At 64.5% G+C, this 15,336-nt stretch carries 10 protein-coding genes and 1 pseudogene; 4 read left to right on the top strand and 7 right to left on the bottom strand.

Going from position 1 to position 15,336, the window contains the following annotated elements:
- From EOA24_RS08850 to EOA24_RS08870, 5 genes are all read right to left on the bottom strand, one after another.
- On the bottom strand, positions 1–1,282 hold a 1,282-nt coding region (locus tag EOA24_RS08850; RefSeq protein ID WP_245501776.1), incomplete at its 3' end, for a DUF5682 family protein.
- A 3-nt stretch (positions 1,283–1,285) separates the two neighbouring features.
- Complete coding sequence (locus tag EOA24_RS08855) at positions 1,286–2,365, bottom strand: AAA family ATPase (RefSeq protein WP_126078697.1); 1,080 nt, start codon at positions 2,363–2,365, stop codon at positions 1,286–1,288.
- A 19-nt stretch (positions 2,366–2,384) separates the two neighbouring features.
- Positions 2,385–3,818, bottom strand: coding sequence for a DUF5691 domain-containing protein (locus EOA24_RS08860; RefSeq protein WP_126078698.1), 1,434 nt, complete (start codon positions 3,816–3,818; stop codon positions 2,385–2,387).
- On the bottom strand, positions 3,815–5,203 hold the full coding sequence (locus EOA24_RS08865) for an SWIM zinc finger family protein (RefSeq protein WP_245463212.1): 1,389 nt from the start codon (positions 5,201–5,203) through the stop codon (positions 3,815–3,817). Before EOA24_RS08865 ends, EOA24_RS08860 begins: the two co-directional genes overlap by 4 nt.
- Before the next feature lie 24 nt (positions 5,204–5,227).
- On the bottom strand, positions 5,228–5,431 hold the full coding sequence (locus tag EOA24_RS08870; RefSeq protein ID WP_126078700.1) for a hypothetical protein: 204 nt from the start codon (positions 5,429–5,431) through the stop codon (positions 5,228–5,230).
- 324 nt (positions 5,432–5,755) lie between these two features.
- Here EOA24_RS08870 and EOA24_RS08875 point away from each other — a divergent pair, with 324 nt between their 5' ends.
- On the top strand, positions 5,756–9,160 hold the full coding sequence (locus EOA24_RS08875) for an acyl-[ACP]--phospholipid O-acyltransferase (RefSeq protein WP_126078701.1): 3,405 nt from the start codon (positions 5,756–5,758) through the stop codon (positions 9,158–9,160).
- A gap of 69 nt (positions 9,161–9,229) precedes the next feature.
- A pseudogene (locus EOA24_RS42900) lies at positions 9,230–9,340 on the top strand (AraC family transcriptional regulator CmrA); the annotation flags it as partial.
- Positions 9,341–9,524: 184 nt separating this feature from the next.
- Here the strand turns inward: EOA24_RS42900 and EOA24_RS08885 are convergent.
- Positions 9,525–11,498, bottom strand: coding sequence for an EAL domain-containing protein (locus tag EOA24_RS08885; protein ID WP_126078704.1), 1,974 nt, complete (start codon positions 11,496–11,498; stop codon positions 9,525–9,527).
- 315 nt (positions 11,499–11,813) lie between these two features.
- On the opposite strand from EOA24_RS08885, the gene EOA24_RS08890 reads away from it, so the two are divergent.
- Complete coding sequence (locus EOA24_RS08890) at positions 11,814–12,848, top strand: class I SAM-dependent methyltransferase (protein WP_126078705.1); 1,035 nt, start codon at positions 11,814–11,816, stop codon at positions 12,846–12,848.
- Between the two features lie 74 nt (positions 12,849–12,922).
- Here EOA24_RS08890 and EOA24_RS08895 read toward each other — a convergent pair whose 3' ends face one another.
- Positions 12,923–13,909, bottom strand: coding sequence for a zinc-dependent alcohol dehydrogenase family protein (locus EOA24_RS08895; RefSeq protein ID WP_126078706.1), 987 nt, complete (start codon positions 13,907–13,909; stop codon positions 12,923–12,925).
- A gap of 101 nt (positions 13,910–14,010) precedes the next feature.
- Here EOA24_RS08895 and EOA24_RS08900 point away from each other — a divergent pair, with 101 nt between their 5' ends.
- On the top strand, positions 14,011–14,913 hold the full coding sequence (locus EOA24_RS08900) for a LysR family transcriptional regulator (RefSeq protein ID WP_126078707.1): 903 nt from the start codon (positions 14,011–14,013) through the stop codon (positions 14,911–14,913).
- Positions 14,914–15,336: the final 423 nt, after the last annotated feature.

Below are 15,336 nucleotides of genomic sequence, written 5' to 3' on the forward strand. Positions count from 1 at the left end.
CGGTCAGCCTGCCCCAGTCGACGCCAAGCACGTTCAGCCGGTGCAGCAATGTCGAGCGGAAGAGACCGCTCTCGCTGCGCAGGTCGACGGAAAGTTCCCGCTCCAGTGCCTCTGGCTTCAGCCTTGCAGCCTTCTGGTTGCGCTGCAGATCGTCGATCAGCGGCGCGAGCGGCGTGTCGGGCGGGATCTCGCCGACATCGGCGCCGAGCAGCAGCTCGGCCTCGACCATCTTCCACAGCAGGGCCTCGCCGTTGAAGAGCGCCGAGACCGAGGCATCGCGAAGCTCCTCGAAGCCCGGCTTCGGCCGTTCGCGGATGGCGGCAAGCGCGCGCGCCAGGCGCTCCGCCTCGATCAGCGATGCGGTGGAGATCATGTGGCCCTTCGCCCGCAGCACCGAGGCGATCCGCGCCAACCACAGGACCGAGGCGTCGTCCTGCCCACGTGTCTGCCACAGATGCTTGCACCAGCCCGGCGCTACGACGCCGGCGCCATAACCATAGCCCAGCGCCAGGCGCGGTCCGGTCCACGGCGCATAGGTCATCGTGGTCTTGCGCCGGCCGATGCCCTTGAGCAGCGCCTGGTCGCTCTTCTGCGTATGCCCTGCTTGAAGGGCCGGCACATGCCAGGCGCCGCAAACCACGGCCATGGGGCCGTCGAATTCCTTCCGCGCTGCGGCGATCTCGAGGCGCATATGTGCCTCGCGCATAGCCTCTAACCTGCCGATCGAACCCTCGCCGTCGCGCAGCGTCGTCATCGCGTCGGCGATGGCCGCGAAGATCGGGCCGGGCTCGGGATTCTGCTCGATGATGTCCGACCACCAGCTCTCGCCGTCCTCGTAGCCGGCGGCACGCGCCAGGGTGCCAATCGGATCCTGGACGCGCGTGGGTTCTTCGCCCTGCTCGTCCTTGGCCTCCGCCTCGGCTGCTTCGGTGTCCGCTGCCGCTTCAGCCGCCTTCTCCGCAAGCCGCGCGGCCGACGGCAGGTCGATGAAGCGCAGCGCCGCCTTGTTGGCGACGGCCCAAAGTGCTGCCTGGTATTCCGGCGAGAATTCAGCGAAAGGCCAGAAGCTGGTCGCGGCGGGATCATCCTCCGGATAGCAGAGCAGCGCCACCGGCGGCTTCATGTCGGGGCTGGCGAGCAGCGGCAGCAGCGGCGAGGCATCCACCGGCCCCTCAATCAGCACGGCGACCGGCTGCAATTCCTGCAACGCCTTGACCAAGCTCCCGGCGGAGCCCGGGCCGTGGTGGCGGATGCCGAAATAGCTGATGCCGCCTTGGGTCATGGTTCAGATGGCCGCGTTGAGCGCCGCATAATAGCCGGCATAGTCCGGCCGCTTCTTCAGCACCGTCTCCAGATATTCCTCCAGCACCACCTTGTCCTGCACCGGGTCCTTGACGATGGCGCCGACCAGGCTCGGCGCCAGGCCTTCGGCATGCAGCTTGCCGTCATCGAACCATGCCGCCTGGCTGAGCCCGCTGACCATGGTGGCGATCGCCTCGGCGGTGGAGAGCGAGCCCGACGGCGTCTTCAGCGTCACCTTGCCGTCGGCGGTTGCGCCCGAGCGCAGCTCGCGGAAAATGGTGAGCACTCGCGCAATCTCCTCGCCGACATTCTTCGGCACCGGCAGCTCCAGCCCGCCGGCCATCTCGCCGACGCGACGGGAGACGATCGAGACTTCCTCCGCCATATCGTCCGGCAAAGGCAACACCACGACGTTGAAGCGGCGCTTCAGCGCCGAGGAGAACTCGTTGACGCCTTTGTCGCGGTTGTTGGCGGTGGCGATGATGTTGAAGCCACGCTGGGCATAGATCGAGGTGTTCAGCTCCGGCACCGGCATCATCTTTTCCGACAGCACGGTGATCAGCGTGTCCTGCACGTCGGAGCCCATGCGCGTCAGCTCTTCCAGCCGGCAGAGCTTGCCGTCCTGCATGGCGCGATAGAGCGGCGTCGGCACCAGCGCTTCCTGGCTCGGCCCTTTTGCCAGGAGCTGGGCATAGTTCCAGCCATAGCGGATCTGGTTCTCGTCGGTGCCGGCAGTGCATTGCACGACCAGCGTCGAGTTGCCCATGATGGCGCCGGCGAGATGTTCCGAGACCCAGGATTTTGCCGTTCCGGGAACGCCGAGCAGAAGCAGCGCGCGGTCGGTCGCGAGCGTGGCGACCGCCGTTTCCATCAATTGCCGGCGGCCGACATATTTCGGCGAAATCACCGTGCCGTCGCTCGCCTTGCCGCCCATCAGATAGGTGAGCACGGCTTTCGGCGACAGGCTCCAGCCGGCAGGCTTTTGCCGGTCGTCGCCGCGCGCCAGCGCCTGCAGTTCGGCGGCGTAGACCTGTTCGGCCGGAAGGCGGATGGCTGCGTTCATGCGATCTTCTCCGGGTTGATCATCTGGTTGGATTTCCGCCCAGCGCCGCGTTGAGGCGCAACAGGCTAAGCGATGGGGATGCAGGCGGCAGCCCGGCGGCGACGACCTCGCTGATCAATTTTTCGGCCGTCGCCGGACTGGCCAGAAAGCCTATGGCTTCGAGATACTGCTCGGCGTTTCGTTTCACGACGTCGTTGTCGCCCGAGACGGCGGATCGCAACGCGGAAAGCGTCTTGCCCTTTGCAAGGTCGCCCCACTCCAGCCAGCCTGCCTCAGCGCCTTCGACCATGTTGAGCGCGGCCAGATTTTGCGCGTCGTTCAGGATCTGCCTAATCAGGACACGCTTCCTGCCGCTGTCCAAACGCGCCGTGAGTTGGAGGCCGAGAATCGCCAGCCTGCCGCCGGCTGCGGCAAGCAGATCCGCCAGAGAGGCCACCGCCGCGTCGCCGCCGGACGCCGCGACCATTCGAACCAGAAAGAGATCGGCGCCGTCATCGACACCAAACTGCCATGCGCCGATGAAATCGCTCTCCGTCTTGCCGAAGTGGCCGACGAGATCGCCGAAGTAACAGGTGGCGAACAAGTCGGCGCGACGTGCTTGCTGCGCCTGTGACTTGGGTTTTATCGGCGCGTAGGTGGAGCGGCGGCGGATGAAACCGGATTTGCCTTCCTCGATGAAAGCGGATAGCTCGATCGCCGGATCTTCGGTTTGGCCTTCAGTGATGCTACGTTCTCCCAGTCTTGCCAGGAGTCGGCCGGCCATTTCGCGCACCTTTCCTGAGCGATCGGCGGACAGGCTCTTCAGAAATGGCACATCATCGGCACCAAGGCCGAAGCGCATGAGTTCGATGAGCGCAAGCCTGACCTCGGCGGGCTCGCTCGCTCCCTTGGTCTCGATAAGGGCCCGCGCCAAGGCGGGTGCGGAGCGCCGCAAATCGATCAGTGCGCTACGGCGCGCGGCGGGATAGAAATCATCCCAGGTTTCCGCCGTCAGATGCTCGCGGCGGAGCTGTTTTTCGCCATCCGCGCCCGCCTGCCAGTCGACCCAGGGAGCGTAGACCTCCGGACCATTCTGATCCGACGCAGCCGGCATCCAGTCCATCGGATGGGTGACGAAGCCACGGCTGGCGACGAGCGTGGCCACGCGGGTCTTGAGCCTTGCATCGGCCGCATATTTCAATGCGGCACGCAGCAACGGCCGCAGGCGTTCAGGCAGCATCGGCAAGGCCAGCACCGGCAGCGGCGGGCGCCGCTTCAAGCTCTTCGGCGCCGCGGGGCGGAGCGCGACATCCAGTGCCTGCCCGGCGATGGCCAACAGCCGCCGCTCCTGCTCGTCCGGGCTGAAAGCGGTGGCTACCTCTTTCCACTCGACCGGGGCGAATTCGAACATGGCGCCGCCGGAAATCCAGCCGTCGCGCAACCGCGCCAGCCCTGCTTGGTCGAGTTCGTTCATGACAGATCGAGCCTCCCGATGCTGCTTTGCGAGGCCAGCAGCTCGAGCCTGGCGCCATTCCAGAGCGCCGCCGTCGCCGCGAGATCGATGCCGAGCAAGGTCTGGTGGACGGACCCGGCGACAGGCAAGGCGATGCCGTGCGGATCGTTTGCCGCCTGCCACCAGGCGCCGTCCTTTTCGTCCAACGCGATCGCGCCGGCGGGCAGGATGATGGGGCAGTCCGACAGCCATGGGGCGCCGTCCTGGAAGGCGGCGTAGGCGGCCAGCGGATCGCCGGCTGCATCCGGGACGAATGTCGGCCACGCGCCGGGCGCCACGTCGCCCAGCCGTTCGGCGACCAGCGCCCGCAGCGGATTGCGCGACGGATAGAACACCAGCCTCGCTCTGAAGCGGTCGCCCGCCGCGAAGGCGCCGGAGCGCCGTCCGGCGGAAGCCGGGAAGAAATCGAGCAGCACCGCAAATCGCGGCGTCGTGCTTTTCAGGTCGAGCAGCCAGGTCGCGTGACTGACGAGGCCGTCGCGGCGGGTCTCGATCTTTTCGCCAAGCACCTCCCAGTCGCTCTCGACCTGAACGGCATCGGGGTTGGCGAGGATCTGGTCGCGCGTCTCCGATGCCGAGACCAGGCGTTTCAGCTCGGCATCATCGGGTGCCGCGCGCCAGGCCTTGGCAAGCAGCACCAGCTTGCCCAGCTCGCGGATCGCGGCGTCCGGCCGCTCCTCGCCGCGCAGCGCCATCAGCTTCGCGGGCAATTCGTCAATGCGCCCGGCGAGCGCCGTCGCCTTCAGGTCGACCAGCCGTGCGGCGATGCGGCGGCAGCGCTCGCTCGAGGCATCGACAAAGCCGGCCAGGCCGAGCCGCAACTGGTCGGCGATCCACTGGTCGAGCTCGTCGAGCGCGGCCGAGACCGCGCTGCGCGTGTCCTCCGCCCGCCTACGCTGCGCCGCCTCGCGGCGTTCGGCCGCAGCGGCGTCCTCAACAGGAGGTGCCTCTTCCGGCCGCGATGCTTCGTCTATGCTTTTGCCTTCCGCGCGAGCTGGCGCTTGGGTTGGCGGCTGCCCTGGCTTGCGGCGCCGGCCGAGCCAGTCGTTCACCCAATCGGGCGTCTGGTCGACGCGGGTGAAGCTGTCGGGTGCCGTGGCGCCGATCCAGGCCAGCGCCAGAATGTGCTTGCACGGAAATTTCCGCGACGGGCAGGTGCATTTGTAGCCGTGGTCGGAGGTGTCGAACGCGACCCGGTAGGGGTTGGAGCCCGAGCCCTGGCATTCGCCCCAGATCAGCGGCAGCTGTTCATGCGCTTCAAGCCTGGGCCAGTTCGATCGCTTGGTCAGCTTGGCGGCTGCGCCAAGCGAGGCCTGATCGGGGGCCAAAGCCTCGACTGTTTTCAAATCCAGCTGCAAGCCGCGCGCCTCTCACCACCCCGAAGCATGACTTCGCGACGATTGATAGCCGTTTGCGGCCGGCTGGTGTAGCTCCATTCGCCGGAAAATCGAGAGCTTGTCTAACGTTCCGTTGTTCTCCTGAAGGCCCGGTCGCGCGAAGCTCGCATCCAGCATGTCGTCATTCAACAGTTCGATCCGTGAACGCTGTTCATTTTGCTCTTGAACGTCGTTCAAGATGTGCTATGCTGCGATTATGAACAATGTTCATTGGATTGTATCCGGCCTGAAACAGGCCGTCTCCGATCCGGCCTAATGCTGAAACGAAAGGATCATATCGATGCTCGCAGACAACCAAGCCCGCAAGCAGTCGAGTGGCTGGAAGGCCTGGAAGCCGATCATGGACGACAGATTCCATGCGCCAAGACCAAGAAACAAATGGATCGGATTGAACCGCAGTAACGAAGTTTAACCTCTTCCTGATACAACGAGGCTCAAACCGCGCAAGTGTCCGCTCAGTCCAATCGGATTGCCAGCCAGACTTGCCCAATGGAAATTGCCATGAACACCCATCTGATGATGTCGCGGCGCTTCGCGCCTCTCTTCTGGACGCAATTCCTCTCGGCCTTCAACGACAATTTCCTGAAGAACACGCTGGTGTTCCTCATTCTGTTCACGCTGGCGAAGGATCAGGCCGCGTCCCTGGTGACGCTGGCCGGCGCTGTCTTCATGGCGCCCTTCCTCTTGCTTTCGGCGCTTGGCGGCGAGATCGCAGACCGCTTCGACAAGGCGCTGATCGCGCGGCGGCTGAAATTCACCGAGATCGCCGCGGCCGCCGTCGCCGTCGTCGGCATCGCGCTGTCATCGATCCCGGTGCTGATGACGGCGCTCTTGATGTTCGGCATCATCTCGGCGCTGTTCGGGCCGATCAAATACGGCATCCTGCCGGACCATCTCGAGCGCAAGGAACTGCCAAAGGCCAATGCCTGGATCGAGTCGGCCACTTTCGCCGCGATCCTCGGCGGCACGATTGCCGGCGGCGTCGTTTCAGCCGACGGCATCGGCGTTGCGGTGTTCGGGCCGATCATGATGGCCTTGGCCGCCGGCTGCTGGTTCGTCAGCCGCTACATCCCGTCCACCGGTTCGGCTGCTCCCAACCTCACCATCGACTGGAACATCTTGCGCTCGACCTGGCGGCAGGTCGCCGACCTGCGCACCGATACGCGCATCTGGCGCGCCGGCCTGATGACCTCCTGGTTCTGGCTGGTCGGCGCCATCGTGCTCTCGATCCTGCCGGCGATGATCAAGGATTCACTCGGCGGCAATGAGATCGCCGTCACCGCCTATCTCGCGGTGTTCGCCGTCTCGATTGCCATCGGATCGGCTATCGCAGCCTGGATGTCGCAAGGCCGCATGGTGCTTTTGCCCGCGCCGGTCGGCACCGCGCTGATGGCGCTGTTCGGGCTGCACCTGGCCTGGACCATCGGCAGCATGCAGCCCTCGCCCCAGGCCGAGACGCTTGCCACCTTCTTCGCCGGCCCCAACACCATCCGTGTGGCCATCGACCTCGCCGGCATGGCCATTGCCGCCGCCTTCCTCGTCGTGCCGACCTTCGCCGCCGTGCAGGCCTGGTCGCCGGAGGCGCGCCGCGCCCGAGTCGTTGCCGCGGTCAGCATCGTCAATGCCGGCTTCATGACGGTCGGCGGCATCCTTGTCGCCGCGATCCAGGCGGCAGGCGTCTCGATCGCGGGCATCCTGTTCGGCCTCGTCGTCGCCAACGCGATTGCCGCCTGGCTGATGCTGAAATTCCTGCCGACCAATCCCTTCCGCGATTTCGTCTCGATCCTGTTCCGCGCCTTCCTGCGGCTGGAGGTCGAGGGGCTGGACAATCTCAAGGCGGCCGGCAAGGCGCCGATCCTGGCGCTCAACCATGTCAGCTTCCTCGACGGTCCGCTGGCGCTGACGCTGACCGACGAGGAGCCGGTCTTCGCCATCGACTACACGATCGCCCAGGCCTGGTGGATGAAGCCCTTCATGAAGCTCGCCCGCGCGCTGCCGCTCAATCCGGCGAAGCCGATGTCGACCCGCACGCTGATCAAGATCGTGCAGGGCGGCGATCCGCTGGTCATCTTCCCGGAGGGCCGCATCACCGTCACCGGCGGCCTGATGAAGGTCTATGACGGCGCCGCCATGGTCGCCGACAAGACCGGCTCGATGGTGGTGCCGGTGCGCATCGAGGGCCTGGAGAAGAGCTACTTCTCGCGGCTGACCTCGCAGCATGTGCGGCATCGCCTGTTCCCGAAGGTCAAGGTGACCATCCTGGAGCCGGTGAAGCTCGAAGTCCCCCAGGAGTTGAAGGGGCGCCAGCGCCGGGCCGCGGCTGGCTCCGCGCTCTACCAGGTGATGTCGGACCTCGTCTTCCGCACCCAGAATATCGACAAGACAGTGCTTCAGAAGATCATCGAGACGGCCCATGAGCGCGGCATGAAGGAACTCGCCGTGCAGGATCCGGTCACCGGCTCGCTGAGCTACGGCAAGCTGCTCACCGCCGCCGCGGTGCTCGGCGAGAAGTTCGAGCATCTCTATGCGGGACAAGAGACGCTGGGCATCATGCTGCCCAACGCCAACGGCTCATGCGCGACGCTGCTCGGCGTCATGTCGGCCGGCAAGGTGCCGGCGATGATCAACTTCACCGCGGGTGCGGCCAACATCCTATCGGCCTGCAAGGCGGCCGAGGTGAAGACCGTGCTCACCTCCCGTGCCTTCGTCGAGCAGGCCAAGCTCGGGCCAGTGATAGAGGAGATCGGCCGCTCGGTCGACATCGTCTGGCTCGACGACCTGCGCGCCACGATCGGCCTGAAGGACAAGCTGCTCGGCCTGTTGCGCAAGACGACGCCGCGGGTGGCGCGCAAGGCGGACGATCCGGCCGCGATCCTGTTCACCTCGGGCTCGGAGGGCACGCCAAAGGGCGTGGTGCTGACCCACCGCAACATCCTGGCCAACGCCGCCCAGGCGGCCTCGCGCATCGACTTCCACTCGGGCGACAAAGTGTTCAACGTGCTGCCGATCTTCCATTCCTTCGGCATGACGGCGGGAACGGTGCTGCCCTTGATCTCGGGCGTGCCGGTCTATTTCTACCCCTCGCCGCTGCACTACCGCATCGTGCCGGAACTGATCTACGGGTCGAACGCGACGATCATCTTCGGCACCGATACGTTCCTCGCCGGCTATGCGCGCACCGCGCACCCCTACGATTTCCGCTCGGTGCGCTATTGCTTCGCCGGCGCCGAGCCGGTCAAGGCCGCGACGCGCACCACCTATATGGAGAAGTTCGGCCTGCGCATTCTCGAGGGCTACGGCGTGACGGAAGCAGCCCCGGTGATCGCCATCAACACGCCGATGTACAACAAGTCGGGCAGCGTCGGAAAAATCATGCCCGGCATGGAGTATCGCCTGGACCCGGTGCCCGGCGTCGACGAGGGCGGCCGGCTCTTCGTGCGCGGCCCGAACGTCATGGCCGGCTATCTGCGCGCCGAAAACCCCGGCGTGATCGAGCCGGTGAAGGACGGCTGGCACGACACCGGCGATGTCGTCACCGTCGACGACGCGGGCTTCATCTCGATCCGCGGCCGCGCCAAGCGCTTCGCCAAGATCGGCGGCGAGATGATCTCGCTGGCCGCGGTCGAGGCGCTGGCCGGCGAGCTCTGGAAAGGTTCGCCGGCGGCCGTCGCGACGGTGCCGGACGCGCGCAAGGGCGAGAAGCTCATCCTGATCACGGAAGCTTCCGGCGCGACCCGCGCGGACTTCCTCGCCTTTGCCAAGGCGCACGGCGCCATGGACCTGATGGTGCCGGCCGAGGTGCGCGTCGTGCCGAAAGTGCCGGTGCTCGGTTCCGGCAAGCTCGACTTCGCCGGCGTGACCCGGATGGTGCGCGGCGAGGAAGAGCTGAAGGTCAAGGCTGCTTGACCTCAAGGGCTGGAGCAGGCCGGCGTTCAGGCCGGCCTGCCCGTCATTCACTGACAACCGGCATCTTGGCACGACAGCCCGTCCCAGTTCAGTCGCGAATATCGGCGCCTGTTCGGCGCCCCGCCCCGTCAGGACATCGAGCGCCTTCAGGCTATACCCGGCTCGGCCGCGGCCTATTAACCCTTTTGCTGAGCGGGGCCGCAGCCTGCAAACAGGTAAGCGCGCCTCAAACCACGACCACCACCTTGCCGAACTGTTCGGGACAGGACGGCTGGCGGGCAGCAAGTAGGAACTGCTCCCCAGTCCGCGCCTCAGACTCGATCTCGGAAATGCCTTTACCTGCAGTTTCGATTCGAATGCCGTATCATGCCGACTTCAGCACCGTGAACGGGCGCTTCCGCACCTGCTGCTTTGCCTGGAAGCTTGCGGCGGGCATCGGGCGGCCGACGTGGTAGCCCTGGACCTTGTCGATGCCGAATTCGCGCATCAGGGCCATTTGCTCGTCGGTCTCCACGCCTTCGACCAGGATCTTGTGGCCGCGGTTGCGGACCAGCGCGATGATGTCCTGGAGCATGGCCATGCCCTTGGGCGTGCCGCAGTCATGCAGGAACGAGCGGTCGATCTTGACCGTGTCGAAATCGATCAGGCGCAGCCATGACAGGCCGGCGAAGCCCGTGCCGAAATCGTCGAGCCAGATCTTGATGCCCAGGAGCTTCAGGTCGCTGATGCAGCGCAGGATGTCGGAGTCCATCTCCAACTCGCGCCCCTCGGTGATCTCGAAGGCAAGCCTGCTGCCGGCCACGCCGGTTTCGCCGAGGATGCCGGCGACGGACGTCGCGAAGCCGGGCGTCTTGAGCTGGATCGGCGACACGTTGACACTGACCACGCGGACGTCGTCATGCGCAAGGACGTCGGTGCACACCGTCCTTATCGCCCAGCGGCCGAGCTCCAGGATGGCGCCGGTGCGTTCGGCCACCGGAATGAACAGGCTCGGCGGAACCAGTATGCCGTCGAGCATCTTGAGGCGCATCAGCGCCTCGACGGCCTCGACCCGGCCCGAGGCTATTTCCTGGATCGGCTGATAGACCAGGGAGACGAGATTCCTGTCGATTGCGATCTTGAGCAAGGCCGCGATGTTCTCACTCTCGTCGCTGCTCTGCGGATCGGTCGGGTCGAACAGGCGCGCGCAATTGCGGCCGCCGGCTTTCGCCAGGTACAGCGCGCGATCGGCCTCGTGGATGATCTTCTCCAACTTGGCGCCGGCCTGCGTCCTGGTGAAGGCGGCGCCGACGCTCACCGTCACGATCGAGGTGCCGTCGCGCCGCAGCTCGTGCGTCAGCGCCAGATCCTCCACCGTGCGGCAAATGGCTTCCGAGAGATCGGCGACCTGTTGCTTGTCGTTCATGCGGGCGAGCACGATGAATTCCTCGCCGCCATAGCGCCCGATCGAGCCGTTGTGTCGCGTGACCAGCTCGCCCAGCGCGTTGGCGACATGGATCAGGCAACGGTCGCCCTCCTGGTGGCCATAGCAGTCGTTGAACTTCTTGAAGAAATCCACGTCGATGAGGATCGCCGCGAAACGGTTGCCGAGCTTTTGCCAGTCGCTCCAGTATTCGCGCAGCTTCTCGTCGATCGCGCGGCGGTTCTCCAGGCCCGTCAGCGGATCCGTCCGCGATAGTCTCAGCAAGGCCTTGCCGCGCTCCGTCGCCTCCTTGTGCTGGATCTTGGCTTCGAGCGCGTTGAGGAAGACGTTGTAGCGCTCCTCGTTCAGCTTCCAGTTCACATAGGAGGTGAAAGTGAAGCACGAGACGTAGAAGGTTCCGAACACCATTTTGTACGTCAGCGAAGCAGGCACAAAATAATTCACCACGTACAGAATGCACAGGATTATGGTCGACGTGATGATCGAAACCTTGAAGCTGAATGTGAAAAAGAGGTTGGCGCTCATCATGAAGATCGTGCCGAACACCATGTAGTAGGCGACGGTTTCCCGGTCGGCTCCCCAGGATGTAGGCCACAGCCAGCCGATATAGCCAAAGATGATTGCGGCCGCGCAGGTCAAGTCGAGCCATTGCGTGGCAACGCCGCGGCGAAGCTGGCCCTCCAGCGTCAGCAGCGCGGTCAGGCCGACGGCGAAGCGCGCCGTGATCGTGTAGAGCGCCACATCCGGTATCAGCAGCAGATCCGTCGCCGAGAACAGCACATAGATGGCGACGGCCATCCAAAGCCCGGGCCTGGCTTCCCGCCGCCGCTTCGCCTGCGATTCCTCGCGATAAAGGACGCGCAGCTCGTTCGGCCCCGGGCCGGGACGCGGCTCGTAGGGCTCGACATGCGCCATATCGGCCAATCTGGACGCGACGCGTTCGTCCGCAATGACCCCCTGCTCAAAGGGTTTTTGCCTTTCGAACTCTTTTCTCGCTCCTGCCCCCACGCGGGCCCGCTCCTAGGGAAACAACGGTTTGCCGAGCAATAAAATGCCACGGCGGGAGACAAGTTTGCGTTAACTCGAACCCGAATTCCGACCCGCAAAATATCTAATGAAGCGAGATGGTTAGCGGGAAATTAATCATATCATTAAAATGCTAACGACCACCGTTGGCAAATCCGACATTCTACGCAATAAGTTAAATGACTGTTAACCACGGAGTATCCAGTGCAGACCGTTTTTGATGGCAAAAGCCTGATTACTGCCAAGACAATTGCGGCCGGTCTGCATCGAGGGAAGCCTGAGCGCCACGGCGAGGCGTTCGAAGCGGCGCGCGCGGAGCTGGCGCTCATCCTGTTGACGACGCAGCAGCAGATCGAGCTGCGGAAGGATCCCGCCGAGATCGTTCGCCGGCTGCTGTCAGTGCTCAATGCACTGCGTTCCAGGGTCCATCCCGATGTCTGGCAGGCCTTGATACCGGTGGCGCAGAACCATGCGATCCTGCAATATTTCCTCCAGGATCCGCTTACGCACTGGTCCTTCACCAAGCCCAGAGGCTATTCCGGCGACGCGCAGCTGCTCGACTACATCTACTGCGACCCGCATGTGGCCGAGGACGTGGCAAACGCCTCGGAGATCGGCAAAGCGCTCTACAGCCACACCCAGAACGTACCATCATGCGTCGCGGCCCGGGAACGGCGCGACCTGTTGACCCGCTATGTCGACGAGACCGCCGCAATGAACGCCCCGGACACCGAGGTGCTGGCGATCGCGGCCGGCCATCTGCGCGAGGCCAACCGCTCGACCGCGCTTGCCGAGGGCAGGCTGAAGCGGTGGGTCGCGCTCGACCAGGATCCGCAGAGCGTCGGTCTGATCGCGCGCGATTTCCAGGGCACCGCGATCGAGGCCGTGGACGGCTCGGTGCGAACCGTGCTCACCAGAGGACACAAGCTCGGCAAGTTCGACCTGATCTATGCTTCGGGCCTTTACGACTATCTTCAGCACAACGTCGCGGTTAAGCTGACGAAGACGTGCCTGCAGATGCTGAAGCCGAACGGCAGGTTCCTGTTCGCCAACTATGCCGAAGGCACTCCCGACGCCGGCTATCGCGAGACATTCATGGACTGGGTGCTGCTACTGCGCTCGGAAGCCGACATGTGGAACATCATCAATGCCAGCGTCGACCGCAACACCGTCGACGCGCAGGTGTTCTATGGCGAGAACCGCAACGTGCTCTACGCGGTTATCGAAAAGCGCGGCTAGCGACGGTCTCCGTAATTCGAGCGGCATGATCGATCGGGCGCGCCGCTCGATCGGGCGCCGATCCTTTCAGGCCCTCACACAGTCACGACGATCTTGCCGAACTGTTCGCCCGCCTCGAGAAAGCGGTGCGCCTCGGCGATCGCCTCGAACGGAAACGTCCTGGCGATGATCGGCCTCAGCGCGCCCGATGCGAGGCCATCGAGGATGAAGCGCTTGGCTGTTTCCAGCCGGCCGGGATCGCCGGTGATCTCGTGGACAAGGTAGCCGCGCAGGGTCAACGTCTTCGCCAGGACCTCGAACAGCGGGAACGGCGTCGGCTCAGGGCTGAGGCCGCCATATTCGATGAGAATGCCGCCGTGCGCCATCGCGGCCGCAAGAGGCGGGAAGATCGGGCCGCCGACCGGGTCGAGCACGACCCGCACGCCTTGCGGCGCGATCGCTCTCAGCCGCGCCTCGAGATCGTCCTCAGCCAACGCCACCACATGCGCGGCGCCGGCATCGAGCAAAGCCGCCTTCTTGGTCGATGTCCGAGTGACGGCGATCGGCACGGCGCCAATTCCATTGGCGATCTGGATGGCGGCGAGCCCGACGCTGCTCGAAGCGGCGGTGATGACGACGGGCTCGTCACGGCACAGATGGGCGATATCGATCAGCGCGCCATAAGCGGTGAGATATTGCATCCATGTCGCCGCGGCGGCCTCGAACGAAAGCGACGGCGGATGCTTGACGACGAACTCGGCCGGAAAGGTCACAAGCTCGCCATAGGCAGGCCAGCGCGCCATCGATCGCGGCGGGATGATGCTGACCGCATCGCCAGTCGCGAGGCCCTCCACATCGGCGCCGACCGCCTCGACAATACCCGCCGCTTCGAGGCCGAGGCCTGACGGCAGCGACGGCGTTTCGATGTAAGTGCCGTTGCGCATCGAGGCTTCGGCGCGGTTCAGGCCCAATGCCCTGACGCGGATCCGCACCTCGCCAGGACCTGGCGACGGAACCTCTGTTTCCTCGATGCGAAGCACCTCGGGACCGCCGTGACTGTGAAAGCGAACAATCCTTGCCATCCATGCAACTCCAAATCCAATCGATGGAATGGAACTATGCAAGGGCGTGGAGAGCCGATAAATCGCTGCTCAGGCAGAACAGTCGAAACGGCAGGTTTTCAATGGATCGCCTCGAAAGCATGGAAGTGTTCGTGAAAGCCATCGACCTCGGCTCGTTCACGGCCGCCGCGGCGGCTCTTGACCTTTCGGGGCCGATGGTCGGCAAGCATGTCCGCTTCCTTGAGGAGCGGCTCGGCGCACGCCTCATCAACCGCACCACGCGCCGGCAGAGCCTGACCGATTTCGGGCGCGCCTATTATGAGCGCTGCAGGATCGTGCTGGCGGAAGCGCAGGCGGCCGATGCGCTGGCGGCCGACCAATTGTCCGAGCCGCGCGGAAAACTGCGGGTGACGATGCCGGCGCATTTCGGCCGGCACTGCGTCACGCCGATCCTGCTCGCGCTCGCGCGGCGCCATCCAACGCTGGAGCTGGACCTGTCGCTCAGCGACCGCTTCGCCGATCTCGTCGAGGACGGTTTCGACCTTGCGATCCGTACCGGCGCGCTGGATGATCGGGCTGGCATCATCGGGCGCCGAGTCGCGCGCCAGCGCATGGTCGTCTGCGCTTCGCCGTCCTACATCGAGACCTTCGGCAAGCCCACCGATCTTGAGGATATCGCCGCCCATCAGGCGATCGTCTACCGGCGGCTCGGCCATGTGTTGCAGCCATGGCTCTTCCCGCGCGATGACGGTTCCGTCGCAGAGTTCGCGCCGGTCGGTCGATTGCGTCTCGACGATCTCGATGCCATCGCCGACGCGGCGAGCGAAGGCATGGGGCTGGCCTGGCTGCCATACTGGCTGGTGCGTGAGCGTGTCGAAGCAGGCAAGCTCATCCGCGTGCTGCCTGACAAGCCGGACTATCTCTACGATTGCCACGCACTCTGGCTCCAGATGCCGCATCTGCCGTTGAAGGTGCGGCTGGCCATCGACGCGCTGGCGGCGGGATTGCCGAAGCTGACGAGCTAAAGCGCGTCGCGATCCTTCGGATTCGCTCCATGCGCTTTAGGTCTTTGGTTTTTACGCATGTCTTTATCCCGAAACCGGTTCCCACTTTCGGGAGACATGCTCTAGGCCACTTTGGCGCGATCAGTATCGCCTTCGCCTGATCAAGGCATCTCTAAAGCATTTGAAAGAAAAAGGCCGGGCGCGAAAGCAGCCCGGCCAAGCATGAAGGTCATAACCTTCAGAGGGGAACATCGCCCGGCGCAATGGGAGGAAAACACCGAGCGATGCTGCCTATTTGGGGTCTCGGCGGCGTATTTTCCACGAACGAAATTCCAAAAAATACCGAGATCGCGAAAAAATCTCGCTTAATCATTGTGAAGTCGTCAGCCGGCGGCCGATGCTTTTTCCAACAGGTCCGTATAATGGCGCCGCGCTACGTCGGGA

Source organism: Mesorhizobium sp. M2A.F.Ca.ET.039.01.1.1 (assembly GCF_003998035.1).
Lineage (GTDB): Bacteria > Pseudomonadota > Alphaproteobacteria > Rhizobiales > Rhizobiaceae > Mesorhizobium.

What these genes read in the sequence shown, in the direction of transcription:
- EOA24_RS08855 (WP_126078697.1), bottom strand. Translation starts at nt 2,365, where the DNA reads ATGAACGCAGCCATCCGCCTTCCGGCCGAACAGGTCTACGCCGCCGAA.
- EOA24_RS08860 (WP_126078698.1), bottom strand. Translation starts at nt 3,818, where the DNA reads ATGAACGAACTCGACCAAGCAGGGCTGGCGCGGTTGCGCGACGGCTGG.
- EOA24_RS08875 (WP_126078701.1), top strand. Translation starts at nt 5,756, where the DNA reads ATGAACACCCATCTGATGATGTCGCGGCGCTTCGCGCCTCTCTTCTGG.
- EOA24_RS08885 (WP_126078704.1), bottom strand. Translation starts at nt 11,498, where the DNA reads ATGGCGCATGTCGAGCCCTACGAGCCGCGTCCCGGCCCGGGGCCGAAC.
- EOA24_RS08895 (WP_126078706.1), bottom strand. Translation starts at nt 13,909, where the DNA reads ATGGCAAGGATTGTTCGCTTTCACAGTCACGGCGGTCCCGAGGTGCTT.
- EOA24_RS08900 (WP_126078707.1), top strand. Translation starts at nt 14,011, where the DNA reads ATGGATCGCCTCGAAAGCATGGAAGTGTTCGTGAAAGCCATCGACCTC.